Below are 24,775 nucleotides of genomic sequence, written 5' to 3' on the forward strand. Positions count from 1 at the left end.
CATGGCCGCGCGGCGCGTTTTTTCGCCGCGCCCGCCGGAGGTCTGCCCGAACGCATCCCAAGGGGGATACCATGAACTTCTCACGCTTCTTCGTCGACCGCCCGGTCTTCGCGGGCGTATTATCGGTCCTGATCTTCGTGGCCGGCCTGATCGGCATGACCGGTCTGCCGATCTCCGAATATCCCGAAGTCGTCCCGCCGCAGATCGTCGTGCGCGCGCAATATCCGGGCGCAAACCCGGCCGTCATCGCCGAAACGGTGGCGACACCGCTTGAAGAACAGATCAACGGCGTCGAAGACATGCTCTACATGCAGAGCCAGGCGACCGCCGATGGCCTCATGACGCTGACCGTCACCTTCGCGCTCGGCACCGATCCGGACCAGGCGCAGCAGCTCGTGCAAAACCGCGTCTCGCAGGCCGAGCCGCGGCTGCCCGAGGAGGTGCGCCGCCTCGGCGTCACCACCGTCAAGAGCTCGCCCGACCTGACCATGGTCGTGCACCTGCTTTCGCCCAACGGCCAGTACGACATCAACTATCTGCGCAACTACGGTGTGCTCAACGTCAAGGACCGGCTGGCCCGCATCGAAGGTGTCGGCCAGGTGCAGATCTTCGGCGGCGGCGACTATTCGATGCGCATCTGGATCGACCCGCAGAAGGCAGCCGAGCGCGGCCTTGCCGCAGGCGATATCGCCAACGCGGTGCGCGGCCAGAACGTCCAGGCGGCGGCCGGCGTCATCGGCGCCTCGCCTTCCGTCCCGGGTCTCGACCTGCAGCTTTCCGTCAACGCGCAGGGCCGTCTGCAGACGCCTGAGGATTTCGAGAACATCGTCGTCAAATCCGGCGCCCAGGGCGAAGTGACTCGGCTCGGCGATGTCGCCCGCGTCGAAATGGGCGCGTCCGAGTACTCGTTGCGCTCGTTGCTCGACAACAAGCCGGCCGTCGGCATGGCGGTCTTCCAGGCACCTGGATCAAACGCGATCCAGATTTCGGACGACGTCCGCAATGCCATGGCCGAGATGAAGCTCACCATGCCTGAAGGCGTCGACTACGGCATCGTCTACGACACGACACAGTTCGTGCGCGCCTCGATCGAATCCGTGGTCGACACGCTGCTCGAGGCGATCGCGCTGGTCGTGCTCGTCGTCATCATCTTCCTGCAGACCTGGCGCGCCTCGATCATTCCGCTCGTCGCCGTTCCGGTCTCGATCGTCGGCACCTTCGCCGTCATGTATGTCTTCGGCTTCTCGATCAACGCGCTCAGCCTCTTCGGCCTCGTGCTTGCGATCGGCATCGTCGTCGACGACGCGATCGTCGTGGTGGAAAACGTCGAACGCAACATCGAGCAGGGACTGTCGCCGGTCCAGGCGACCTACCGCGCCATGCAGGAAGTCTCGGGTCCGATCATCGCGATCGCGTTGGTGCTCGTCGCGGTGTTCGTGCCGCTCGCCTTCATCACCGGCCTCACCGGCCAGTTCTATCGCCAGTTCGCGCTGACGATCGCCATCTCGACCGTGATCTCGGCGCTCAACTCGCTGACGCTCTCCCCGGCGCTGGCCGCCCTTCTCTTGAAGGACCACCACGCGCCGAAGGACTGGCTGACGCGGGTGATGGACAGGCTTTTCGGCTGGTTCTTCCGCGGCTTCAACCGGTTCTTCGGGGCAAGCTCGGAAGCCTATGGCCGCGGCGTGGGTCGCATCCTGACGCGCAAGTCGCTGATCATGGTGGTCTATGTCGTGCTTCTCGGCGTCACCTTCACGCTGTTTCGCGCGGTCCCCGGCGGCTTCGTACCGGCGCAGGACAAGCAGTACCTGATCGGCTTTGCCCAGCTTCCGGACGCAGCCACGCTCGACCGCTCGGAAGACGTGATCAAGCGGATGAGCGAAATTGCGCTCAAGCACCCGGGCGTCGAAAACGCCATCGCCTTCCCGGGCCTGTCGATCAACGGCTTCACCAACTCGTCGAACTCCGGCATCGTCTTCGTCGCGCTCAAGCCCTTCGAGGAACGCAAGACGCCTGAACTGTCCGGCGGCGCGATCGCCATGCAGCTCAACCAGGAATTCGGCGTCATCCAGGATGCTTTCATCGCCATGTTCCCGCCGCCGCCCGTCCAGGGTCTCGGAACGACCGGCGGCTTCAAGCTGCAGCTCGAGGACAAGAACGGCCTCGGTTACCAGGCGCTCGACGAGGCGACCAAGGCCTTCCTCGCCAAGGCCTACCAGGCACCGGAGCTGGCCGGTCTCTATTCGAGCTACCAGATCAACGTGCCGCAGCTCTATGCCGACCTTGACCGCGTGAAGGCACGCCAGCTCGGCGTGGCCGTCACCGACGTCTTCGAGACGCTGCAGATCTACCTCGGCTCGCTCTACGTCAACGACTTCAACGCCTTCGGCCGCACATACAGCGTGCGCGTCCAGGCGGATGCGAACTACCGCAGCCATGCCGACGACATCGGCAAGCTGAAGGTGCGTTCGCAATCCGGCGAGATGATCCCGCTGTCGGCGCTTCTGAAGGTCGAGCAGACGGTCGGCGCCGAACGGGCGATCCGCTACAACGGCTTCCTGTCGGCCGACATCAACGGCGGCCCGGCACCGGGTTTCTCGTCCGGCCAGGCGCAGGAAGCCATCGAACGCATCGCCGCTGAAACCCTGCCTCCAGGCATCGGCTACGAATGGACGGACCTGACCTACCAGCAGATCCTGGCTGGCAACTCTGGCATCCTGGTCTTCCCGCTGGCGCTGTTGCTCGTCTATCTCGTGCTTGCGGCCCAGTATGAAAGCCTGACGCTGCCGATCGCCATCATCCTGATCGTGCCGATGGGCATCATGGCGGCACTCGTCGGTGTCTGGCTGACCGGAGGCGACAACAACGTCTTCACCCAGATCGGTCTGATCGTCTTGGTCGGGCTATCGGCGAAGAACGCCATCCTCATCGTCGAGTTCGCCCGCGAACTGGAACTCTCGGGCAGCACGCCGGTCAAGGCGGCGATCGAAGCGAGCCGGCTGCGTCTGCGCCCGATCCTGATGACCTCGATGGCCTTCATCATGGGCGTGGTGCCGCTTGTCATGTCGACCGGCGCCGGTGCGGAAATGCGCTCGGCCATGGGTATCGCGGTCTTTGCCGGCATGATCGGCGTCACCGCCTTCGGCATCTTCATGACGCCGGTGTTCTACGTGCTGATCCGCAAGCTCGCTGGCGAGCGGCCTCTGAAGCACGCGGGAGCCCATATCGAGGCGCCGCATCTCGCACCCGGAGAATAAGCCCTTCTCCATTCCCTTCGCGATCTTCAGGCAGGCCGGATCCTTCCGGCCCGTTGAAGCTGCGGCGCTGCGCCTCCGCCCAGGCGCGGCGCCGTTCTGCGTTCGACGTCACAGTTCCCGTCTCGCGTGCCCCATCCTGCGTGACAGTTCGCTGGCGATCGGATAAACCAGCAGCCTCCATTCCCAAGGCCCTTCGTGGCCATGCAGACGGCATAACGTTAGATGACCTCCACCGATCCGATCGCCAATCTCGCCACCCTCATTCGTTGCCCCTCAGTCACCCCGGCCGAAGGCGGCGCGCTTGCAGCCCTTGAAGCCATGCTGAAGCCGCTCGGCTTCGCGGTCGACCGCGTGATGGCCAAGGAGGCTGGCACGCCCGACATCGAGAACCTTTATGCGCGGCTTGGAACCGAAGGCCCGCATCTGATGTTTGCCGGGCATACGGATGTCGTTCCCGTCGGCGACGAGGCCGCCTGGAGCCACGGTCCGTTTTCGGCCGACATTGCCGGCGGCGAGATGTATGGCCGCGGCGCCGTCGATATGAAGGGCGGCATCGCCTGCTTCGTCGCGGCAATCGCCCGCCATGTCGAAAAGCATGGCGCCCCGAAGGGCTCGGTCTCCTTCCTCATCACCGGCGACGAAGAGGGACCGGCGATCAATGGCACCACCAAGCTCTTGCAATGGGCGGCCGACAAGGGCGAGCGCTGGGATGCGTGCCTGGTCGGCGAACCGACCAACCCGGAGAGCCTTGGCGACATGATCAAGATCGGCCGGCGCGGCTCGCTGTCCGGGCGCATCACCGTTCACGGCGTGCAGGGCCATGCGGCCTATCCTCATCTCGCCGACAGCCCGGTGCGCGGCATCCTGCAGCTGACGCAGGCGCTGATGGACCCGCCCTTCGACAACGGCACCGAGAGCTTCCAGCCGTCCAATCTCGAAGTGACGACGATCGATGTCGGCAACAGTGCCGTCAACGTCATTCCGGCCAAGGCGACGGCCGCCTTCAACATCCGCTTCAACGACACATGGACGGCGGATAGCCTGATGGCCGAGATCATCGCCCGGCTCGACCGTGCCGCGGCAAGCGGTAGCCTGCGTCCGGACCGCGCCCCCGTTCGCTACGAAATCGTCTGGGCGGAGCGCCCGAGCCACGTGTTTCTCACACGCAACAACGCGCTGATCGATTCGCTCTCCGGCGCGGTCGAAGCCGTGACGGGGCGCCAGCCGAAGCTGTCGACGACCGGCGGAACCTCGGATGCGCGCTTCATCAAGGACTATTGCCCGGTGGTCGAGTTCGGCCTCGTCGGCCAGACGATGCACATGGTCGACGAACGGGTCGCCGTCGCCGACCTCGAGACCCTGACCAATATCTATGAAACCTTCATCGCCCGCTGGTTCGGCCATGCCGCTGCTTGATGAGGTGCTTGCCTATATCCGGGGGCTCTGGCTCCTGGCGCAGGGTAACGAAGAAGGCTTCCGCTGGCTCGATTTCAGCGAGAGTGGCCTCTGGCGCTCGTTCACGTCCATGCTCTGGTGCCTGCCGGCGATCGCCGTCACCTGGGCGTCCTGGCGGCTCTACTACCTCTCGGTCATGCCTGATGGCACCACGATCGGCATCGGCTTCATCTTCAAGCTGCTCGTCGTCGATCTCGTCAGCTGGCTCTTGCCGCTGGTGCTGATCGCCATTCTCTCGCGCCCACTCGGATTTGCCGGAGCGGTGGTACCGATCGTCGTTACCACAAACTGGCTCTCGGTTCCGCTCTCCTACGCCATGGCGGTGCCGGCGGCGATCCGTGTCGTCATTCCCGGGAGCCAGGGGCTGACGAGCTTCATCTGGTTGACGCTGCTCGTCATCAGCGTTGCGGTGCTCTTCCGGCTCTTGCGCATGGTGACCGGCAACCAGACGCTGCTTGCCTCGGCGCTGACGGCGCTGTTCCTGTTGCCGTCGATGATGATCGGCGATCTCTTGCAGCGCTTCTTCGGTCTGATCCCGACAAGCTAGGACCTCAGGATCAGTAATCCACCTGAAGGAAATAAAGCCCATCGGGCGGCGCCACGGGGCCGCAGGCCTTGCGGTTGCGGGCCTCAAGCGCTGCCTGCAGATCATCCGGCGTCCACTTGCCTTCGCCCACCAGCTTCAGCGAGCCGGCGAAGGAGCGGATCTGGTTGTGCAGGAAGCTCTGCGCCGTTGCGCGGATCTCGATAACGCCGGCGACAAGCGCGACGTCCAGCCGATCGAGCGTGCGCACCGGGCTCGCCGCCTGGCAATGGGCGGAGCGGAAGGTGGTGAAGTCATGATGGCCGACGAGGCGCTGGGCGCCTGCATGCATGGCTTCATGGTCGAGCGGCTTCGGCACCCACCAGGCGCGCCGGGCTTCAAGCGCCAGCGGCGCGGGCCGCGAGATAATGCGGTAGAGGTAGTGGCGGCGCAGCGCCGAGAAGCGCGCGTCGAATTCCTCGGACACTTCCTCGGCCCCGAGGATCGCCACCCGCTCGCCCGCAAGCCCCAGATGGGCATTTAGCGCGTTGCGCAGCGTGTAGGGCTTCCACGGACGCGTGAGATCCGCATGCATGACCTGGCCACTGGCGTGCACACCGGAATCGGTGCGGCCGGCGCCGCGGATCGACACGGTCTCTCCGGTCAGCGACAGGATCGCCTTTTCGATCGCCCCTTGCACGGACTCTCCGTTGTCCTGCCGCTGCCAGCCGACATAGTCCGAGCCGTCATATTCGACGGTCAGCTTGAACCGCGGCATCAGCCGACCCTCATGCCGGGCGCAACCGGCGTTCCGCGCAGGAAGTCGGCCGCACCCAACGCCTTGCCGCCGGCGCGCTGCAGGCGGGTGAGCCGAACGGCGCCCTCGGCGCAGGCAATCGTCAGATTATCGTCGAGCACCGTGCCGGCCTCGGCCTCGCCGGAAGCGGGCTCCGAGTTCAGAACCTTGATGCGCTCCGGCCTGCCGGCGATCTCAAGTTCGAACCAGGCGCCCGGAAATGGCGACAGGCCGCGGATATGGTCGTGGACCTCGCGGGCGGGACGGGCGAAATCGATGCGGGTTTCCGTTTTGCTGATCTTCTGGGCGTAGACGACGCCGTCCTCGGCCTGGACCGTCAGCGGCAGATCGTCGGCCTCGAGTTTTGCCATCGCTTCCCGCATCAGACTGGCGCCGACCTGCATCAGGCGATCGTGCAATTCGCCCCCGGTCATCGTCTCGCCGATCTGAACCGTCTTGGTGAGGGCGACCGGGCCGGTATCGAGCCCCTTTTCCATCTTCATCACCATCATGCCGGTCTCATGATCGCCGGCCATGATCGCGCGCTGGATTGGGGCTGCACCGCGCCAGCGCGGCAGCAGCGAGGCGTGGCCGTTGTAGCAGCCGAGCTTGGTGCCGGTGAGGATGGCCTCGGGCAGAAGCAGGCCATAGGCGACGACGACGGCGACGTCGGCGTCGAAATCACGGAAGGTCTGGCGGTCCGCCTCGTCCTTGAAGTTGACCGGCGTCAGCACCGGAATGCCCAGAAGCTCGGCCGCCTGGTGCACCGGCGATTTCTGCAGATCGAGCCCGCGGCGGCCACCCGGCCGCGGTGGCTGGGTGTAGACGGCGACGATCTGATGACCTGCCTCGGCAAGTGCCGCCAGTGTCGGCACCGAAAATTCCGGTGTGCCCATGAAGATGATGCGAAGCGACAAGGCGGTAACTCCGTCCTTTCAGATCACTTCATGCGGGGAAACGGCGAAATGATCTCATTCTCTAAAAACAGGACAATTCCAGGAAAGCCGTTTCACGCTCTTCCTGGAATGTTCAATGGGTTCCCGCCTTCAAAATTTCGCGTGATCTACCGCGATCGAAGGCTCAGATCGCCTTTGCGCCGCGCGTCTTGGCAGCCTTGGTGAACTTGCGGATCACCATGTCGCGCTTGAGCTTGGAGATGTGGTCGATGAACAACACGCCGTTCAGGTGGTCGATCTCGTGCTGCAGGCAGGTGGCGAGCAGGCCTTCGGCCTCGATCGTCTGTTCCTTGCCGTCGCGGTCGAGGTGCTTGACGGTGATGACGGCGGGGCGCTCGACCTCGGCGTAGTAGTCAGGGATCGACAGGCAGCCTTCCTCGTAAACCGAATAGGTGTCGGACGAAGCGACGATCTCGGGGTTGATGAAGACAAGCGGCGTCTTCTCGTCGCCCTCTTTCGAAACGTCGAGCACCAGCATGCGCCTGGCGACACCGATCTGGATCGCGGCAAGGCCGATGCCGGGGGCATCGTACATGGTTTCGAGCATGTCATCGGCCAGACGGCGGACGTCCGCGTCGACGGTTTCGATCGGCGTTGAAACCTGGCGAAGCACAGGATCGGGAAGGATGATAAGCGGCTTGATGGTCATGATGCTCCCATAGCCGATCTTTCCATCGACGCGCAAGGAAATTGCCTTGCCACCTGCGGCACCCGCTCGTCCCTCGTCGGGCGTTAACCGCCGCGCACATATGTTCTCGTTTTGATCTACACTTCGCGAGAGAATCTGTTAGGTTTGGCGCATGGAACCCGCGCCCCTTCCCTTCGCCCAGCCGTTGTTTTTCATCGGCACCCTGCCGATTACCCTGGGCCATCTGGCAATTGCCGCCGGCCTTGTGCTGGCTGTTGCCGGCCTGATGGCGCTCTCGCGCCGGCGCAATCCCCGCGACGACGAGCGGCAGGAACAGATGGCAATGCTGCTAGCAGCACAGACGGAGATGCAAGGGCGGGTCGCGGCCATGGCCGAGGTGTTCGGCGCCCGGCAGGCGGAGCTCAACCAGACACTCAGCCAGCGCATCGACGGCATGACCCATCGCATCGGCGCCTCGATCAGCGAGCAGACCAAGGCGACACACGAGAACCTGCGCCGGCTGCAGGAGCGCCTCGCGGTCATCGACACGGCCCAGAACAACATCCAGTCGCTCGCCAAGGATATGGCCGGACTTCAGGCGATTCTATCGAACAAGCAGACGCGCGGCGCCTTCGGCCAGTCGCGCATGGAAGCGATTATCGCCGACGGGCTGCCGATGGGGGCCTTCGAATTCCAGGCGACGCTGTCGAACGGGGTGCGGCCCGACTGCACCATCCGCATGCCGAACGGCCAGCCGCCGTTGGTCATCGACGCCAAATTTCCGCTCGAAGCCTGGAACGCGATGCGGGATGCTCCGACCCCGGAGCGGCGCCAGCAGATCGCCCAACTCTTTCGCCGCGACATGGAAACGCACGTGCGCGACATCGCCGGCAAGTACCTGATCCCAGGTGAAACGCAGGACACCGCCTTCCTCTTCGTACCCTCGGAATCGATCTTTGCGGAGATCCACGAGCATTTCGAAGCGATCGTGCAGAAGGCGCACCGCCAGCGGATCGTCATCGTCTCGCCCTCCCTGCTGCTGCTGTCGATCCAGGTGATCCAGGCGATCCTCAAGGATGCACGCATGCGCGAGCAGGCGCACCTGATCCAGGGCGAAGTCGCGCGGCTGATGGAGGATCTCGGCCGTCTCGATGAGCGCGTGCGCAAGCTGCAGGGCCATTTCGCCATGAGCCAGAAGGATGTCGAGGACATCCTCGTTTCCTCCAGCAAGCTCACCCGCCGCGGCGCCAAGATCGAGGCCTTAGAACTGCAAGCGGAAGGCGGCACACGGGACGCGGACGAACCACGTGCCGCGGTCGACAATCGGGTCGGGCAATTGCGCCTGCGGGTGGTTGACGAGGACTGAGGCTGTCGGGCACTCTCCGGGCCAATTCGCAAAGCCGACAGGATAGTTTCACATGATTACTGTTTTTGGGTCCATCAACATGGATCTGATCGCCACCACCGCACGCCTTCCGAAGCCCGGCGAAACCGTCGCCGGCACCAGCTTCTCAACCGCCGCCGGCGGCAAGGGCGCAAACCAGGCGCTGGCCGCACGGCGTGCCGGCGCGACGGTGCAGATGGCAGGCGCAGTAGGAAAGGACAGTTTTGCTGACGGCGCGCTCGAGCTGTTGAAGGGTGCGGGCACCGACCTGTCGTTGACCAAGACGGTCAGCGAGCCGACCGGCACCGCCCATATCCTCGTCGGCGGCGACGGCGAAAATGTCATCGTCGTCGTCGCCAGCGCCAATGCGACGGTCGATGAAGCCGATGCGGTGAAGGCCGTCGACGGCATGAAGCCCAGCGATACCTTGATGCTGCAGCTCGAAATTCCGGCCGCCTCGGTCGAGAAGGCGCTCACCGCCGCCAAACAGAAGGGCGTGCGTTCGGTCATCAACATCGCGCCGCTGACACCGGACGCAGCCCGCCTCGGCCGCATGGCCGATATCGTCATTGCCAACGAAACCGAATTCGAGCTGCTGGCCGGCAAGAGCGGTATCGGGAGCACTGAGCGCGAAGAAGCGATGAAGGCGCTGCACGCGGAGACCGGCCAGACGGTCATCGTCACGCTTGGCGCCGAAGGCGTGGTGGCCGTACATGAGGGCGAGATCCAGCGCGCCAAGGGCCTGAAGATCGAGCCGGTCGATACCGTCGGCGCCGGCGACACCTTCTGCGGTTATCTCGCAGCCAGCCTCGATGCCGGCATCGCCTTCCCCGACGCTCTGCGCCGCGCAGCAGTCGCCGGCTCTCTCGCCTGCCTGAAGAGCGGCGCCCAGCCCTCGATCCCGCTCGCTGCGGACGTGGCGTCGCGTCTCTAAATCCTGCGCGAAAAAGCACGCACTTGAGACGGGCGAAGTCGCCCGTCTCATTTTTCCCAGGCCCTGGCCCGCATAGATTTCACCCTCCCGACGGCCGCTTGCGCAATCCGGACAGCCGATGTCGCGGACATAAAACTTTGCGTGCAATTTTATGCAAGCGATGCGTAAAACAGCGTCCGTGTTGGCCCTATCTTAAGAATCTCCAGTCTATTCAGGACCGTGAGAAAACCGGCCGAAGCGCCTGGTCGTCTCCAACATGCCGGTCGGCATCTGACGCTCCATGATGGAGTTCACCCCCATTGCGAAATGCGTCCACCGCAGGTGAAAACCTGCGAACCTCCCAGCACGTGAGGATTTCATGTTCAAGTTCCAAGCCAAATCGCTGGCGACCAAACTGATCGCGGTGACAGGCGGCACGATCGCACTTGTCCTGCTTGCCTCGAATTTCGTTCTCATATCCCAGACCCAGGACCGCGTCGAAACGCTGGTCCTCGAACAGGCAGGCGGCGAAGCCCGCGCGATTGCCTCCGACATTGCCGGCGACATCGGCGAGCTTGCAAGTGCTGCCCGCTCGATGGCGGGCATCCTCGGCCGCGCACATGCCGAAAAGTCGCTGGAGCGCACCGGGGTGATCAACATCCTCAGGGCAAACCTCGAGCAGAACCCGTTCGCCTTCGGCAGCTGGTTCGCGGAAGAACCCAAGGCTTTCGATGGTCGCCAGGAAGACCTCGTCAACAACAAGGAACTGGGCGGTAACGACAAGGGCATCTTCACGCCCTACTGGTCGAAGAGCCGCACCAACGAAATCCAGTACTCCACTTTCGGCGCTGACTATGCGGCCGAGTGGTACAAACTCGCTGCAAAAAGCGGCAAGGGTGCAATCACCCAGCCCTACACCGCGCAGGACACCGACGTTCCGACCGCGATGAGTTCGATCGCCTACCCGGTCATGTCCGGCGGCAAGCTTCTCGGCGTCACCGGCGTCGACATTTCGCTCGCCTCGCTCGGCGATGGCCTCTCGAAGCTAAAGCCCTTCGACACCGGCCGCGTCTACCTGCTGTCGCAGACCGGCAAATGGCTGGTCGCGCCGATCCCGGACCTTCTGCTCAAGGAGTATGACGGCGAAGGCAACGAGGTCGTCAAGAACGCGCTCGCCTCCGGCAAGCCGGGCATCATCTCCAACCTCTCCTATGACGGCAACGAGCCCTTCGACCGTCTCGTCTATCCGTTCACTCTCTCGGGCGTGAACACCAGCTGGGTCGTGCTCGTCGACGTGCCGCGTACCGCGATCAATGCGCCGGTCAAGGATCAGACCTACATGATGATCGTCGGCGGCCTCGTCGTGCTCGGCGCTGTGCTGCTCGGTCTCTATCTCGCGGTTCGTGGTTTCGTGCAGAAGCCGCTGGCAAGCCTCGTCAAGGACGTGAACGATCTCAGCCATGGTGACTACACCAAGGCGATCGCCGGCCAGGATCGTTCCGACGAAACCGGTGAAGTCGCCAAGGCGCTCGAAGGCTTCCGCCATCAGCTTGCCGACACCAAGCGCCTCGAAGGCGAAGCCCGCCATGAGCGCGAACAGGCCGAGCGCGAACGCGGCCGCTCGGAAACCGAGCGTGCAGAATCGAGCGCGCTTCAGCGCGACATCGTCGCCCGCCTCGGCAAGGGTCTCTCGCATCTGTCGTCCGGCGATCTCGCATTCCGCATCACCGACGATTTCCCGGGCGAATACGCGCAGCTCAAGCGTGACTTCAACGCGGCGATGGAAAGCCTCGAAGAGACGATCCGCACCGTCAACCATTCGGTCGTCAACATCGGCAACGGCACCAGCGAAATCAGCAGCGCCGCCAACGACCTGTCGCACCGGACCGAACAGCAGGCTGCAAGCCTGGAAGAGACAGCAGCGGCTCTTGACGAGCTGACCTCGCAGGTAAACGCCAGCGCCGAAAACGCCAAGGTCGCCGCCAAATCGGTGGATGTGGCCAGCAGCGATGCCGGACAGTCGGGCGAAGTGGTGCAGAAGGCGATTGCCGCGATGAAGGGCATCGAGCAGTCCTCGCACGAAGTCAGCCGCATCATCGGCGTCATCGACGAAATCGCCTTCCAGACCAACCTTCTGGCGCTGAACGCCGGTGTCGAAGCAGCGCGTGCAGGTGAGGCCGGCAAGGGTTTTGCCGTCGTCGCCCAGGAAGTGCGCGAACTCGCCCAGCGCTCTGCCAATGCCGCCAAGGAGATCAAGACATTGATCAACACCTCGGCCGGCCAGGTGCGCGAAGGTGTTGATCTCGTCGGCAAGGCCGGTGGCGCGCTCGAAAAGATCGCCGAGCAGGTCGTGCAGATCAACGGCCTCATCCGCCAGATCTCCAGCTCCGCTTCGGAACAGGCCGTCGGCCTGAAGGAGATCAACTCTGCCGTCAACCAGATGGACCAGGTAACCCAGCAGAACGCCGCGATGGTCGAGGAAACGACCGCGGCCGGCATGGCGCTCAACGAAGAAGCCCGAACGCTCAACACGCTCGTGGCCCGCTTCCGGGTCGCGCAGGCGACCGCATCGGCCCAACCGTCCTCGGCGGCTATGCTGCGTGGCACGGCCGAGCGCATGCGCGCGGCCGAACGCCCCGCTCCGGTCCCGGCCCCCGCCCGCGAGGCGCGGCCCGCTCCGGCGGCGAACCCATCGCGAAGCAATTACTCGGCTTCGACGCAGCGGGTGCTGACCCAGACCTCCGGCGCCAACGCGCTTGCCCAGGACAACTGGGAAGAGTTCTGATCAACGGAACGACAAAAGAAAACGGCGCCTCTCGGGGCGCCGTTTTTGTTTGGACTACGATGATTGAGCCGAGGCTCAGATGCGAGCCAGCCGCTCGGTCAAAAGGTCGAAGAAGCCCTGGTCGTCGACGAAGCGCATGACCTTGGCGTTGTGCGGCCGGCCGGTGACCTGCCACCAGTCGACGACGGTCATGCCGGCCGTCAGCTCCGACTTGGTCTCGATCTCGACGTTGCAATCGCGGCCGGTGAAAAGCTCGGGGCGCAACAGATAGGCAATGACCGTCGGATCGTGCAGCGGGCCGCCATCGGTGCCGTACTTCTCGATATCGAAGCGCTCGAAGAATTCGAGCATCTCGGCCATGGCGATCGCCGGGCGGCTGCCGATGTCGCGGATCTTCTGGACGCGCGCCTTGTGGGTCAGCACCCGGTGGGTGACATCGAGCGGCATCATCACGATCGGAATGCCCGAACGGAAGACGATGTCGGCTGCCTCGGGATCGACGTAGACGTTGAATTCGGCGGCGGGCGTGATGTTGCCGCCTTCGAAGAAGCCGCCACCCATCATCACCAGTTCCTTGACCCGCTGCGCAATGTCAGGCGCCTTCTGCAGGGCCAGCGCGATGTTGGTGAGCGGGCCGAGCGTGCAGAGCGTCACGGTGCCCTCTGGCTCCTTTCGCAACGTCTCGACGATGAAGTCGACCGCATGCTGCTCCTCGAGCTTCATTGTCGGCTCGGTAAGCTCTGGGCCGTCGAGGCCGGTCTTGCCGTGCACGTGCTCGGCGGTCACCAGCGGGCGAGCAATCGGCTTGTCGGCGCCCGAGAACACCCGAACCTTCGGCCGGTCGCAGAGCTCGCACAGGATGCGCGCATTGCGGGCCGTCAGTGCCAGCGGCACGTTGCCGGCGACCGCGGTGATGCCGAGCAGGTCGATCTCTTCCGGACTGCCGAAGGCGAGCATGATGGCGGCGGCATCGTCCTGCCCGGGGTCGGTGTCTATGATTATCTTTCTCGGCACGGGCACTTTCTCGTCCTCCCTGGACCACGTTGTTCGGCGCGATCGATACGTTGCATTGGGCCGGACGGGAGTAAACGCCCTGGCGTTCCTTTGTCCCATTCCCGGATTCTGCGAGAGCGGACTATGATTTGCGTGCACGCCGGAGGCAAGCGGCTTGCACTCATTGCGCACAGCTACCATATTGCGGAAAGGATGCTGCAAGGCAGGTCCGAACAACGGTCGCTTGATCTCGCAAGGACTTGAAGAATGAGCCGTATTACCCCTTTTACGAGCCCGCTTCTGCTGGGTTTCGATACGATGGAAAAGACCCTTGAGCGGATCGCCAAGGGCAACGACGGATACCCGCCCTACAACATAGAACGCGTTCGCGGCGATGCCTCGACCGACGAACCGGAACGGTTGCGCATCACGCTCGCCGTGGCAGGCTTTTCCGAAGAAGACCTCGAAGTCACCACCGAAGAGAACCAGCTCGTCATCCGCGGCCGGCAGATCGACAACGGCGACCGCGATTACCTGCACCGCGGCATTGCGGCACGCCAGTTTCAACGCACTTTCGTGCTCGCCGACGGCATGAAGGTTCTGGGCGCGGAACTGCGCAACGGCCTGCTCTCCGTCGACCTCGTTCGTCCCGAACCGGTTCGTATGGTAAAGAAAATTAACATTTCAGTCCCAGAGTAGGATAACCGGCGGGATTCTCCCCTCACCGGCGACCACGGAGTGTCACCATGGGACTGAAAGACATCAGCTCGTCGCTGTCGAAGAACGACCTCGCACATCTCGGCGAAGGCGAAATCGGCTACATCCGGAAAATGCGCTCGGAAGAAGTCTCGCGCTGCTTCCCGGAAGCGCCGGAGATGGGACCGGGTATCGATCTCTGGGCGCTCTTCGGCGCCGACGGCACGCCGATCCTTCTGACAGACAACCGTTCCAGCACCTTCTTCAAGGCGGCCGAGGACGATCTGAAGACGGTCACCCTGCACTGACAGGCTGCCGTCGGTGGAGACGGCAATCGGACGTTTGAATGGAAGCCGTCGCTCTCGAGAGCGACGCAAGCGCGAGCGGAAAACCGCTTCGCACCTTTCCTGGAATTGATCTGCTAGTCCGCAAGTCCGGACAGAAAACCGCTTCGCACTTTTCCTGGAATTGATCCTCCAGTCCGCAATTCCGGACAGAAAACCGCTTCGCACTTTTCCTGGAATTGCTTTAGACGCGCCGGAAGGTGAGGTAGGCGGAGCTTCGCCCTTCTCTGCGTGCCTTGGCCTCGTAGCGCGTGCTCGGCCATCCCTCATAGGGCGTCAGCCAATCGGAAGCCGTCTCTGCCGTCCACTCGAAGGCTGCGTGATCGCGGCAGTGCAACAGCGTCCAGTTGACATAGGTATCGATATCCGAGGCGAAGCAGAACACGCCGCCGGGCTTCAGCACGCGGGCGAAGCGATCGAGATTGACCTTGGAGACGAAACGGCGCTTCCAGTGTTTGCGCTTCGGCCACGGGTCCGGATAGAGCAGGTCGATCTGGTCGATCGACGCGGCCGGCAGCCAATCGAGGACCTGGGTGGCGTCGTCGTCATAGAGCCTGACGTTGCTGACGCCGCGCTCCTCGATATGACCGACAAGCTTGGCCATGGAATTGACGAAGGGTTCGACGCCGATGAAGCCGGTCGACTGCGCTTCGGCCGCACGGTGGATCAGGTGCTCGCCGCCGCCGAAACCGATTTCGAGGCGCATGCGGTCCACGCCCTGCGGATAGAGGGTCTTCAGGTCCGCCGGAGGCGGGCCCGAAAGGTCGAGCTTCAGGGTCGGCAACACGGTTTCCAGATGCGCCGCCTGCCGCTCGCGCAACGGCTTGCCCTTGCGGCGGCCGAAAAAGGCCTCGGTTGCTCTGGCGCGGCGCGGTTCGGTCATGTCGTCTTTCCCTTGGTCATACCGATCTGGATCAGGCCAACCCAAAATCAAAATGAACGAAGCGGGCGCTCCTTGTCGGAGCGCCCGCCTTGATTTTCGCAAACGCCTGATAGCAGGACGTTGCGCTATCTTCAATGCGCGGCGTGACGCCGCGCCCCATCGCCTGTTTAGGCGGCAGCGCGGCCGTTGACGGCGCCGCTCTGCTCGATCGCAGCCTTCAGCGGCTTCACGAGGTCGAGCTTCTCCCAGGAGAAGGAACCGTCGCGGCCAGCCTTGCGGCCGAAGTGGCCATAGGCAGACGTCTTGGCATAGATCGGCTTGTTGAGGTCGAGATGACGGCGGATGCCGGTCGGCGACAGGTCCATCGTCTTGCGGATCGCATCCTCGACCTGGTCTTCCGAAACCTTGCCGGTGCCGTGCAGGTCGACATAGATCGACAGCGGCTGGGCGACGCCGATAGCGTAGGACAGCTGGATCGTGCAACGGTCGGACAGGCCGGCGGCAACGACGTTCTTTGCCAGGTAACGGGCAGCATAGGCGGCCGAACGGTCGACCTTGGTCGTGTCCTTGCCCGAGAAAGCGCCGCCGCCGTGCGGTGCGGCACCGCCATAGGTGTCGACGATGATCTTGCGGCCGGTGAGGCCAGCATCGCCATCCGGGCCGCCGATGACGAACTTGCCGGTCGGGTTGATGTACCAGGTGCAGTCGTCGGCGATCTTCAGATCGTCGAGGGCTTCGCGGATATAGGGCTCGACAACCGAGCGAACCTTGGCCGAATCCCAGGTGTCATCGAGGTGCTGCGTCGACAGAACGATCGAGGTGACTTCCGCCGGCTTGCCGTCGACGTAGCGTACGGTGACCTGGCTCTTGGCGTCAGGGCCGAGCTTGGCGACTTCGCCCTCGCCCTTCTTGCGGGCAGCGGCGAGCAGGTTGAGGATGCGGTGCGAATAGTAGATCGGCGCCGGCATCAGCTCGGCGGTCTCGCGGCAGGCGTAGCCGAACATGATGCCCTGGTCGCCGGCACCTTCTTCGCCCTGCTTGTCGGCAGCGCTGTCGACGCCCTGAGCGATGTGAGCGGACTGGAAGTGCAGGAGCACGTCGATCTTCGCGGTCTTCCAGTGGAAGCCGTCCTGCTCATAGCCGATCTCGCGGATCGCCTTGCGGGCGGCAGACTTGAACTTCGAGGGGTTGATGACGTCGTTGCCGTCCTTGTCCTTCTTGAGAAGGCTCGGCGGCAGGCGCACTTCGCCGGCAATTACCACACGGTTGGTGGTCGCCAGCGTCTCGCAGGCGATACGCACGCCCCAGGGATCGACACCGGTCTTGGCCGCTTCGCGGTAGACCAGGTCCACGATCTCGTCGGAGATACGGTCACACACCTTGTCCGGATGACCTTCGGCTACGGATTCACTCGTGAACAGGTAGTTTGCACGCATGCGGGAAGTCCCCTCAATGAAGAAAAAGCGCTGGCACGGTGTTAGTGGTTTTGCGACCGAAAAACAAGCACACAACGACATAAATATATCTTTATATCGCCATTGCGGCCAATCACTTTGGTGCACCGGAGGGAAAGGTGCGCAAGAAAAAAGCGGCACAAATGGCCGCTTTGTTTTTCAAGTCCCGACGGGGAACGTTGGAACTATTCGCTTTCTGCTTCCGCAGCGAGTGCCTTGACGAGATCGACGAGCCGACGGCGAACCTTCGGGTCGGTGATCTTGACGAAAGCGCGGTTGAGCTGCAGCCCCTCGGAGGACGACAGGAAATCGACGACGTAGTTCGAGCTGGAAGCTTCTGCCATGCCGGACTGACCGGCAGCGTTATCGCCCGGGGCATCTTCGAAGAAGAAGGAAACCGGAACGTTCAGGATGCCTGAAATGTTCTGCAACCGGCTGGCGCCGACGCGGTTCGTGCCCTTCTCGTACTTCTGGATCTGCTGGAAAGTGATCCCCAGACTTTCGCCGAGCTTCTCTTGGCTCATGCCAAGCATCGTACGGCGAAGACGAATCCGACTTCCGACATGAATGTCGATCGGGTTCGGCTTCTTCTTGTTTTCGATCATATCTGCGTTCCCAAACACGCTGTTTCGTTTATCCATCGCCCAGCATGAGACCTACGCTCACCGAAGCGACCGCCAGGGTGATAAGGACAGAGCCAGCACAACAAGGACGATGGTGCGGACCACTATGCAATTTTAGGGGTTTTAGGTCAATTCTTCCTAATATTAAAACCAACACGCGAAAACACTGCAACCAGAAGGAGGAAGATCGCACCCAGCCAGAAAACGCGGCTTCGCATAGCGTCGTCCAACGGGGTAGGCATCCTTCCCGGCAGAAGTGTGTCGACCACTCCCCTATAATTGTAGGATAATCCTACCATTAAAACCCCACGTGCATCAACAATTGCTGATATACCGCTGTTTGCCGCTCGGACAAGGGGGGTGCCGGTTTCAACGGCCCTTAATTGTGCCTGATGGAAATGCTGGCGCGGGCCTGGCGTATCTCCGAACCAGGCGTCGTTGGTAACATTGAGAAGCACATCGGCCCGGCGCGCGGCCCCATCGATCTCGTCCGGGAAGATCGCCTCGTAGCAAACGAGCGGATACAGCGTGCGGCCGCTGGGCAGCGTCAGCAGCGAACGGTTCTTGGCCGCTGTGAAGCCACCGGGCATCGACGCGGCGACCGAACTCAGGCCCCAGGAAGACAACAGATCCTCGAAGGGAAGATATTCGCCGAAAGGCACCAGATGCACCTTGTCGGCAGCGCCGATGATCTGGCCCCGACCGTCGATCATGTAGATCGAGTTGTAGTAGCGGGGCGGCAGACCGGCGCCGGCATCCTCTACGCGCACCGCGCCGGCAATCAGGATCTGGTCGTCATCAAGCACCTCGGCGATACGCGCCAGTGCGTCCGGATTGTCGGTGAGGATGAAAGGGATCGACGTCTCGGGCCAGACGACGATATCCGGCCGCTTGCCGTCTTTCTCCGGAGCCACGGCGGTCAAAGCCAGATGCTCCTCGAACACCGCGGCACGCTCGCCGTCATCGAGCTTCTTTGCCTGGTCGATCACCGGCTGGACGAGGCGCACGGTCAGCGGCGGCTCGGGCGAGGCCGGCGCCGGCTGCGCCAGGCGGTAGAAGCCGAAGCCCACATGGCCGGCAAAAAGCACGACGGCGATCGTGAGCCCGATCCGGCTCCCGCGGCCCGTCGCGATCAGGGCGGGAGCGGCAAAGACGAAGACGGCGAGCATGTTGACGGTCGCGAGATTGATGACGCTTGCCGACTGCATCATCAGCGGCATCGGCATGGCCGCATAGCCGATCGCATTCCAGGGAAAGCCGGTAAAAAGGAAGCTGCGCAGCCATTCGGCAAGCCCGAAGCCCAGGGCGAGTGCGGCGATGCGCCCGACGCCGTCGGACCAGAAAAGGCGGGCGATCAGCGTCGCCAACGCATAGAACAGCGCGAGAAAGGCCGGCAGGCCCACGACGGCGAGCGGCAGCGCCCAGGCGAACTCGTCGGCCTCGACGAGCAGCGCATTGCCGAGCCACCAGAGACCACCGAGGAAGTAACCGAAGCCGAACCACCAGCCGACAACCGCAGCCGGCCAGAGCCGGCGGATGAAGCCACCGTCCGGACTTCCGGTCGCACCGTCGAGCAGCCAGACGAGAATCGGGAAAGCGACGAAAGCAAAGGCGAAGATGCCGAAGGGCGGCTGGGCCAGAACCGCGAGCAGCCCCGCGAAGAAAGCAAGCAAAGCCCGGGGGAACCCGGAAAGTAGCATCACCCTGCCAGCCAATCTTGCCATACAGCCTCCAGTCGATCCCGCAGCCTGCCACGGCGAAGGAGCGAAACAACACCCGAATCAATCGGGGCCAGTCTTCCAAAAAACCGGCTGCTTGTCCCCTTTCGGGGCTGGATTAGGGGGCGAGACGACGGTTCCGGCCCTTGGTCGGTGTTTACGACACAGCCTCGGGAGACGTCAAAGGTGGGGGGAGGACTTCCCGCGCGCGCAGAAACGCGCGGGAACCGGACAATTACTGTTCGTCGGCCGCTGCCTCGGGGGCGGCTGCACCGTTGGCGCGATTGAGCGCACCGGTCTCCGCAATCGTCTCGCCTTCCGGTCGCAGGACGCGGCGGCGGGCGGGCGGGCGCTTGCGCATGATGCGGACGCGCTTCACGCGCCGCGGGTCGGCGTCGAGGATCTGGAACTCGAAGCCCGGGATCGCCTGGACGACCTCGCCGCGTACGGGAATGCGGCCCAGCGAAGCGAAGATCAGGCCGCCGAGGGTGTCGACGTCTTCGAGCTGTTCGCGCACGTCGAAGTCGGGACCGATCGCCGCGGCAATCTCTTCCAGCTCGACACGAGCGTCGGCGATAAAGACATCGTCCGAAGTGCGCGCGAACATGACTTCGTCATCGTCGTGCTCATCCTCGATGTCGCCGACGACCATCTCGACGATGTCTTCGAGCGAGACGAGGCCATCGGTTCCGCCATATTCGTCGATGACGAGCGCCATCTGGATACGGGCCGCCTGCATGCGCTGCATCAAGTCGGAGGCCAGCATAGAGGGCGGCACGAAGAGAAGCTGGCGGACGATGCCTGCCTCTTCCAACGACTTGCCGAGATCGACACGCGAAAGGTCGAAACTTGCCTTGGGCGAGCGCGGCGTCTTTTCGGACGCAGCCGTCGTCGACGCCTGGGCCTTGCCGTTACGCCGGCGATTGCGGGCCTGTTTGGTGACGTAGGACAGCAGGTCGCGAATGTGGACCATGCCGCGAGGGTCATCGAGCCCGTCGCTATAGACCGGCATGCGCGAGCGGCCGGATTCCTCGAAGATCACCATCAGCTCGCCGATGGTGATGCTCTGATCGACCGCCTCGATGTCGGCGCGCGGGACCATGACGTCCTCGACCCGGACCTCGCGGAAACGCAGGATGTTGTTGAGCATCGCCCGTTCGCCGGGCGAAAAGACCGTGTTGCTGTCGGCATCGGTCTGCAGCGCGTCAGCAAGATCCTCGCGCAGGCTCGATGGACTTGCGCCGCGCAAAAGGCGCGCGGCCCGGCTCCAGAAGGTGGAAGTGGATTTCGTGCCCTCGTGTCGAGTGGCGGTGCTACTACTGCCCGCCTCCGCCTCTCCGGAGGCATCTGCCTCCTCGGTCGCCAGCGCGACAGGCTGTGTTTTATAATCGCTCATCGGTCCAAACTGTTAATCCGGGGTACGATCCCCGTAGGGGTCAGATAAGCCAAGACGCGCCAAAATGCGAGTCTCCAGGCTTTCCATTCTTTCGGCTTCATCATCTTCCATATGATCATAGCCGAAAAGATGCAGGAATCCATGCACGAGAAGATGCGTCAGATGCTGATCGAAGGACTTCTCGAGCTCCACCGCCTCGCGCTCGAGGGTTTCGCGGGCAACGATGATGTCGCCGAGCATCGGTCCGGGCATCGATCCGGGCGTCACGGGAAAGGCCGGGAAGGACAGAACGTTGGTCGGCTTGTCCTGGTTGCGCCACTCGGCGTTGATCGCGCGCATGGAGGCATCGTCGGTGAAGACGAGCGAAAGCTCCGGCGGCATCTTCGGCAACGGCTGCTTTTCTTCGCTTGCGAGAAAGGCTGCCGCCGCTTCGAGCACGGGCGACGAGAAGGCGAGCAACGCCTCTTCGTCCGGCCAGTTGCCCTCTTCCACGCTGATCTGGATATCCAATGCCGTCATGATCGCAGCGACCGCCTGTTAGCGGTCGCCCTGCTCGCTTTCGTCGTGCACGGCCGTATGGGATTCGTAGGCCTTGACGATGCGCGCCACCATCGGATGGCGAACGACATCGACATCCTTGAAGCGGACGACCGAGACGCCCTCGACCCCTCTCAGGATCTGCAGGGCCTCAACCAGCCCCGATTTAACGCCGCGCGGCAGGTCCACCTGGCTCGGATCGCCGGTGACGATCATCCGGCCGTTTTCGCCAAGACGGGTCAGGAACATCTTCATCTGCATCGATGTGGTGTTCTGTGCCTCGTCGAGGATGACGGCAGCATTGGCGAGCGTACGGCCGCGCATGAAGGCGAGCGGCGCGATTTCGATGACCCCGGCGGTGATCGCGCGTTCGACCTTGTCGCCCGGCATCATGTCATAGAGCGCGTCGTAGAGCGGCCGAAGATAGGGATCGACCTTCTCCTTCATGTCGCCCGGCAGGAAGCCCAGGCGCTCGCCCGCCTCGACGGCAGGGCGAGAGAGCACGATACGATCGACGGCGCCGCGCTCAAGCAGCTGTGCGGCGTGGGCGACGGCAAGATAGGTCTTGCCGGTACCGGCGGGGCCTACGCCGAAGACGAGCTCGGACCGCTCGAGCGCTCGGATATAGGCATCCTGCGTTGGCGTGCGCGCGGCGATCGTCTTCTTGCGCGTCGAAATCTGCGCCATTGTCAATTTGGCTTTACGCTCCATGGTCGGCAATTGTAGCTGATCGTCGGCGGCAACCGCCATACGGATCGCACCCTCGACATCAGACGTATCGATCGACGCGCCGCCCTGCAACCGCCCGTAGAGATAATCGAGAGCACGGCGGGCCTGGTTGGTGGCGACGACGTCACCCGAGATCGCGACGGAATTGCCGCGCGGCCGAGCGTCGATGCGCAGGCGCTCTTCGAGAAGCTTCAAGTTCTGATCGAACTGGCCGAAGAGCTCGCTGGCGAACCGATTGTTCTCGAAGGTCAGCACGAAGTGATTGGCGTCTGTCGCAGTTGTTTTCGACTGGCGCGTGGATGAAGAGATCAATTCGTGTCCGTTCAAGCGGTTCAGGCTCCTTGTTTTCGGTCCTTACCCGATCATCTCCGCAAACAGGCTGTTCGGCCCGGCCTTGATGATTCGCACCTTGATAATGTCACCGATTTGCGATGCTTTTGCATCAACATTCACCGGCTGCAGCCACGGCGAACGCCCGACGAGCTGGCCGGGCATGCGCCCTTCCTTCTCCAAAAGCAGGTCGATTTCGCGGCCGACACAGGACTCGGCAAAGGCGCGCTGCTGGGAAAACAGCAAAGCCTGCAATTTTTCCAAGCGCTTGGCTTTCACGTCCTCGGGAACCTGGTCGCCGAGCTCGGCGCCCGGCGTGCCGGGACGGGTCGAATATTTGAATGAAAATGCCTGTGCATAACCCACGGCTTCGACGAGGCGCATGGTGTCCTCGAAGTCTTCATCGGTCTCGCCGGGGAAGCCGACGATGAAATCGCCCGACAATGCGAGGTCCGGCTGGACGGCGCGGATGCGCGCGATCAGCGCTAGATATTCCGCCGCCGTATGCCTGCGGTTCATCGCCTTCAGAATACGGTCGGAGCCGGACTGCACCGGCAGGTGCAGGTAGGGCATCAGCTTTACCATCGAGCGATGCGCCTCGATCAGGCTGTCGTCCATGTCGCGCGGGTGGCTGGTGGTGTAACGCAGCCGGGCAAGACCCTCGATCTCGCCAAGACGCGAAAGCAGGTCGCCAAGGCCCCATTCGCGGCCATCGGGCCCGACGCCGTGCCAGGCGTTGACGTTCTGACCGAGCAGGGTGATCTCGCGCACGCCGCCCTCGACCAGCTTTTCCGCCTCCGAGACGATCTGGGCGACGGGGCGGGAAACCTCGGAGCCGCGCGTGTAGGGCACGACACAGAAGGTGCAGAACTTGTCGCAGCCTTCCTGAACCGTCAGGAACGCGGTGACGCCGCGCATGCGGGTCTTTGCCTTGTCGGGCGCCGGCAGGTGCTCGAACTTGTCTTCGACGGCATACTCCGTCTGCACGACACGCTCGCCACTGCGGGCGCGCTTCAGCGCCTCAGGCAGCCGGTGATAGGTGGTCGGACCGATCACCAGGTCGACGGCCGGTGCGCGCCGCAGGATCTCGTTGCCTTCGGCCTGCGCGACGCAGCCGGCGACGCCGATCACCATCTCGCGGCCTTCCTTGGCCCTTTCCTTCTTCAGATCGCGCAGGCGGCCGAGTTCGGAATACACCTTCTCTGCCGCCTTCTCGCGAATGTGACAGGTGTTGAGCAGGACGAAGTCTGCGTCTTCCAGCACATCGGTCGAGACGTAGCCGTCGCGCGACAGGGCGTCCGTCATGCGGTCGGAATCGTAGACGTTCATCTGGCAGCCGTAGGTCTTGACGAAGACCTTGCGGGCCGGGGCGCGCTCGTCGCCCGTGGCGGGCGTCGTCGACAGAAGGGCGGTTTCCTGGGTCATGCCGGGTTCTTTAGTGCAAAGCGGTCGGAAGTTGAAGTATTTTCGGCGCAGTCGCCGCTGCCTGGGACGTCTCAGGCCCGCCCACGCAGACGATCCGACAGCATGCTGCGGATGCGCTGCTCGACCGTACGGCTCACCTCCTTGCGATTGGTATGGCGGTCGTAATCGATGGCCTCACCGAAATCGACGTCGACCTCGATCGCGCCCTCACGCAGGATGCCGAGCAAATGCGGCACCAGTTCGGTGTCGCCCGGCCAGGCGGCGATCGGCCGGTTGAAGCGGCCCATCGGCATGCCATGGATACCGGTATAGGAGATCGCGACCGGCTGCACATGCACGAGACCGGTCGGCGAATGCGGCACGGCGGAAGCGGCAGCCCCGAAAAGCGAGGTCTTGATCTCCAGCAGACGGTTACCGTCGGAGGTCGTTCCCTCGGGAAAGAGCACGACGATTTCACCGGCCGCCATGCGCTCGCCGATTTCGCTCACCTGCTTGCCGGTCGAGCGCTTCTGCTCGCGCTCGACGAAGATCGACGCCTGCAGCCGGGCAAGCACGCCGAAGACCGGCCAGCCCTTCACCTCGGACTTGGCGACGAAGACGACGTCGGCAACCGAGGAGAGAACCAGAATGTCCTTCCAGGAGGCGTGGTTGGCGCAGATCAAAAGCGGCCGGCGGCGATCCGCAATGCCATGAACGCGCACCTTTATGCCAAGAAGGTAACAGGCGAGCCGGTGCCAATATCGCGGCAGACGGCGCCGGGGTTTCAGATCAAGCCAGAGGCAGACGACCTGAAGCGGCATCAGCACGAGCGAAACCAGCGCCAGAAGCGCTGCGAAGATCGCGATCCGTAGCCAATTGACCATCCGGGAAGAGTTTTCCTGCGCGAGACCTTGAGAATCGCGATGATCTGGAGCCGAACCGCGGCGCGATCATCGTGACCTGTTCCGATA

The 24,775-nt window shown here is 63.3% G+C and carries 21 protein-coding genes; 8 read left to right on the top strand and 13 right to left on the bottom strand.

Translation table 11 applies throughout. From position 1 onward, the window contains the following. The first annotated feature begins 71 nt into the window (after positions 1-71). From OVA00_RS17195 to OVA00_RS17205, 3 genes are all read left to right on the top strand, one after another. Positions 72-3,257: an efflux RND transporter permease subunit gene (locus OVA00_RS17195; protein WP_268089371.1), complete on the top strand. Its 3,186-nt coding sequence runs from the start codon at positions 72-74 to the stop codon at positions 3,255-3,257. A 222-nt stretch (positions 3,258-3,479) separates the two neighbouring features. Further along, the gene (gene dapE, locus OVA00_RS17200; RefSeq protein WP_034797369.1) at positions 3,480-4,673 is read left to right on the top strand and encodes a succinyl-diaminopimelate desuccinylase; all 1,194 of its coding nucleotides are present in this window, start codon (positions 3,480-3,482) and stop codon (positions 4,671-4,673) included. Then, the gene (locus OVA00_RS17205) at positions 4,660-5,259 is read left to right on the top strand and encodes a hypothetical protein (RefSeq protein WP_034797371.1); all 600 of its coding nucleotides are present in this window, start codon (positions 4,660-4,662) and stop codon (positions 5,257-5,259) included. Before dapE ends, OVA00_RS17205 begins: the two co-directional genes overlap by 14 nt. A gap of 10 nt (positions 5,260-5,269) precedes the next feature. On the opposite strand, the gene truA is transcribed toward OVA00_RS17205, so the two are convergent. From truA to def, 3 genes are all read right to left on the bottom strand, one after another. Next, the gene (gene truA, locus OVA00_RS17210) at positions 5,270-6,013 is read right to left on the bottom strand and encodes a tRNA pseudouridine(38-40) synthase TruA (protein WP_192437448.1); all 744 of its coding nucleotides are present in this window, start codon (positions 6,011-6,013) and stop codon (positions 5,270-5,272) included. Continuing rightward, positions 6,013-6,948: a methionyl-tRNA formyltransferase gene (gene fmt / locus OVA00_RS17215; protein ID WP_268089372.1), complete on the bottom strand. Its 936-nt coding sequence runs from the start codon at positions 6,946-6,948 to the stop codon at positions 6,013-6,015. The genes truA and fmt overlap by 1 nt, the downstream gene beginning before the upstream one ends. A 163-nt stretch (positions 6,949-7,111) precedes the next feature. Continuing rightward, positions 7,112-7,636, bottom strand: coding sequence for a peptide deformylase (gene def, locus OVA00_RS17220; RefSeq protein WP_034797616.1), 525 nt, complete (start codon positions 7,634-7,636; stop codon positions 7,112-7,114). Positions 7,637-7,787: 151 nt separating this feature from the next. Between def and OVA00_RS17225 the strand changes: the two genes are divergently transcribed. The 3 genes from OVA00_RS17225 to OVA00_RS17235 all read left to right on the top strand — a co-directional run bounded on the left by OVA00_RS17225 (position 7,788) and on the right by OVA00_RS17235 (position 12,697). After that, positions 7,788-8,981 (top strand): DNA recombination protein RmuC, encoded by a 1,194-nt coding sequence (locus tag OVA00_RS17225; protein ID WP_060519794.1) that lies wholly within the window; start codon positions 7,788-7,790, stop codon positions 8,979-8,981. A gap of 52 nt (positions 8,982-9,033) precedes the next feature. Continuing rightward, complete coding sequence (locus OVA00_RS17230; protein WP_034797380.1) at positions 9,034-9,933, top strand: ribokinase; 900 nt, start codon at positions 9,034-9,036, stop codon at positions 9,931-9,933. A gap of 358 nt (positions 9,934-10,291) precedes the next feature. Beyond that, entirely contained in the window at positions 10,292-12,697 is a 2,406-nt protein-coding gene (locus tag OVA00_RS17235) for a methyl-accepting chemotaxis protein (protein ID WP_110818539.1), read from the top strand. Between the two features lie 75 nt (positions 12,698-12,772). Here the strand turns inward: OVA00_RS17235 and OVA00_RS17240 are convergent, their stop codons facing one another. Next, a complete protein-coding gene (locus OVA00_RS17240) occupies positions 12,773-13,717 on the bottom strand; it encodes a nucleoside hydrolase (protein WP_060519791.1) in 945 nt (314 codons plus the stop codon). Between the two features lie 240 nt (positions 13,718-13,957). Here OVA00_RS17240 and OVA00_RS17245 point away from each other — a divergent pair, with 240 nt between their 5' ends. Both OVA00_RS17245 and OVA00_RS17250 read left to right on the top strand, forming a co-directional pair. Then, a complete protein-coding gene (locus tag OVA00_RS17245; RefSeq protein WP_034797386.1) occupies positions 13,958-14,389 on the top strand; it encodes an Hsp20 family protein in 432 nt (143 codons plus the stop codon). Positions 14,390-14,436: 47 nt separating this feature from the next. Then, positions 14,437-14,694 (top strand): DUF1150 family protein, encoded by a 258-nt coding sequence (locus OVA00_RS17250; RefSeq protein WP_034797387.1) that lies wholly within the window; start codon positions 14,437-14,439, stop codon positions 14,692-14,694. Between the two features lie 220 nt (positions 14,695-14,914). Here OVA00_RS17250 and trmB read toward each other — a convergent pair whose 3' ends face one another. From trmB to OVA00_RS17295, 9 genes are all read right to left on the bottom strand, one after another. After that, positions 14,915-15,613 carry a tRNA (guanine(46)-N(7))-methyltransferase TrmB gene (gene trmB, locus OVA00_RS17255; RefSeq protein WP_268089373.1) on the bottom strand — a complete coding sequence of 233 codons (699 nt, stop codon included), beginning with the start codon at positions 15,611-15,613 and terminating at the stop codon, positions 14,915-14,917. A gap of 167 nt (positions 15,614-15,780) precedes the next feature. Next, complete coding sequence (metK, locus tag OVA00_RS17260) at positions 15,781-17,049, bottom strand: methionine adenosyltransferase (protein ID WP_089043190.1); 1,269 nt, start codon at positions 17,047-17,049, stop codon at positions 15,781-15,783. A gap of 203 nt (positions 17,050-17,252) precedes the next feature. Next, the gene (locus OVA00_RS17265) at positions 17,253-17,672 is read right to left on the bottom strand and encodes a helix-turn-helix domain-containing protein (RefSeq protein ID WP_034797393.1); all 420 of its coding nucleotides are present in this window, start codon (positions 17,670-17,672) and stop codon (positions 17,253-17,255) included. 146 nt (positions 17,673-17,818) lie between these two features. Beyond that, entirely contained in the window at positions 17,819-19,414 is a 1,596-nt protein-coding gene (lnt, locus tag OVA00_RS17270; RefSeq protein ID WP_060519783.1) for an apolipoprotein N-acyltransferase, read from the bottom strand. A 229-nt stretch (positions 19,415-19,643) separates the two neighbouring features. Further along, a complete protein-coding gene (locus OVA00_RS17275) occupies positions 19,644-20,804 on the bottom strand; it encodes a hemolysin family protein (RefSeq protein WP_034797397.1) in 1,161 nt (386 codons plus the stop codon). A gap of 12 nt (positions 20,805-20,816) precedes the next feature. Beyond that, entirely contained in the window at positions 20,817-21,323 is a 507-nt protein-coding gene (ybeY, locus tag OVA00_RS17280) for an rRNA maturation RNase YbeY (protein WP_060519781.1), read from the bottom strand. A gap of 18 nt (positions 21,324-21,341) precedes the next feature. After that, positions 21,342-22,397 carry a PhoH family protein gene (locus tag OVA00_RS17285; protein WP_034797402.1) on the bottom strand — a complete coding sequence of 352 codons (1,056 nt, stop codon included), beginning with the start codon at positions 22,395-22,397 and terminating at the stop codon, positions 21,342-21,344. 27 nt (positions 22,398-22,424) lie between these two features. Continuing rightward, positions 22,425-23,825 (bottom strand): tRNA (N6-isopentenyl adenosine(37)-C2)-methylthiotransferase MiaB, encoded by a 1,401-nt coding sequence (gene miaB, locus OVA00_RS17290; RefSeq protein WP_060607267.1) that lies wholly within the window; start codon positions 23,823-23,825, stop codon positions 22,425-22,427. 71 nt (positions 23,826-23,896) lie between these two features. Then, positions 23,897-24,688 (bottom strand): lysophospholipid acyltransferase family protein, encoded by a 792-nt coding sequence (locus OVA00_RS17295; protein ID WP_089043187.1) that lies wholly within the window; start codon positions 24,686-24,688, stop codon positions 23,897-23,899. Positions 24,689-24,775: the final 87 nt, after the last annotated feature.

Source organism: Ensifer sp. SL37, assembly GCF_026672675.1.
In the GTDB taxonomy this organism is placed as follows: domain Bacteria; phylum Pseudomonadota; class Alphaproteobacteria; order Rhizobiales; family Rhizobiaceae; genus Ensifer; species Ensifer adhaerens.

Coding starts and splice junctions, on each gene's coding strand:
- OVA00_RS17195 (WP_268089371.1), top strand. CDS start 72: ATGAACTTCTCACGCTTCTTCGTCGACCGCCCGGTCTTCGCGGGCGTA.
- dapE (WP_034797369.1), top strand. CDS start 3,480: ATGACCTCCACCGATCCGATCGCCAATCTCGCCACCCTCATTCGTTGC.
- OVA00_RS17205 (WP_034797371.1), top strand. CDS start 4,660: ATGCCGCTGCTTGATGAGGTGCTTGCCTATATCCGGGGGCTCTGGCTC.
- truA (WP_192437448.1), bottom strand. CDS start 6,013: ATGCCGCGGTTCAAGCTGACCGTCGAATATGACGGCTCGGACTATGTC.
- def (WP_034797616.1), bottom strand. CDS start 7,636: ATGACCATCAAGCCGCTTATCATCCTTCCCGATCCTGTGCTTCGCCAG.
- OVA00_RS17225 (WP_060519794.1), top strand. CDS start 7,788: ATGGAACCCGCGCCCCTTCCCTTCGCCCAGCCGTTGTTTTTCATCGGC.
- OVA00_RS17230 (WP_034797380.1), top strand. CDS start 9,034: ATGATTACTGTTTTTGGGTCCATCAACATGGATCTGATCGCCACCACC.
- OVA00_RS17235 (WP_110818539.1), top strand. CDS start 10,292: ATGTTCAAGTTCCAAGCCAAATCGCTGGCGACCAAACTGATCGCGGTG.
- OVA00_RS17245 (WP_034797386.1), top strand. CDS start 13,958: ATGAGCCGTATTACCCCTTTTACGAGCCCGCTTCTGCTGGGTTTCGAT.
- OVA00_RS17250 (WP_034797387.1), top strand. CDS start 14,437: ATGGGACTGAAAGACATCAGCTCGTCGCTGTCGAAGAACGACCTCGCA.
- trmB (WP_268089373.1), bottom strand. CDS start 15,613: ATGACCGAACCGCGCCGCGCCAGAGCAACCGAGGCCTTTTTCGGCCGC.
- metK (WP_089043190.1), bottom strand. CDS start 17,049: ATGCGTGCAAACTACCTGTTCACGAGTGAATCCGTAGCCGAAGGTCAT.
- OVA00_RS17265 (WP_034797393.1), bottom strand. CDS start 17,672: ATGATCGAAAACAAGAAGAAGCCGAACCCGATCGACATTCATGTCGGA.
- lnt (WP_060519783.1), bottom strand. CDS start 19,414: ATGGCAAGATTGGCTGGCAGGGTGATGCTACTTTCCGGGTTCCCCCGG.
- OVA00_RS17275 (WP_034797397.1), bottom strand. CDS start 20,804: ATGAGCGATTATAAAACACAGCCTGTCGCGCTGGCGACCGAGGAGGCA.
- ybeY (WP_060519781.1), bottom strand. CDS start 21,323: ATGACGGCATTGGATATCCAGATCAGCGTGGAAGAGGGCAACTGGCCG.
- miaB (WP_060607267.1), bottom strand. CDS start 23,825: ATGACCCAGGAAACCGCCCTTCTGTCGACGACGCCCGCCACGGGCGAC.
- OVA00_RS17295 (WP_089043187.1), bottom strand. CDS start 24,688: ATGGTCAATTGGCTACGGATCGCGATCTTCGCAGCGCTTCTGGCGCTG.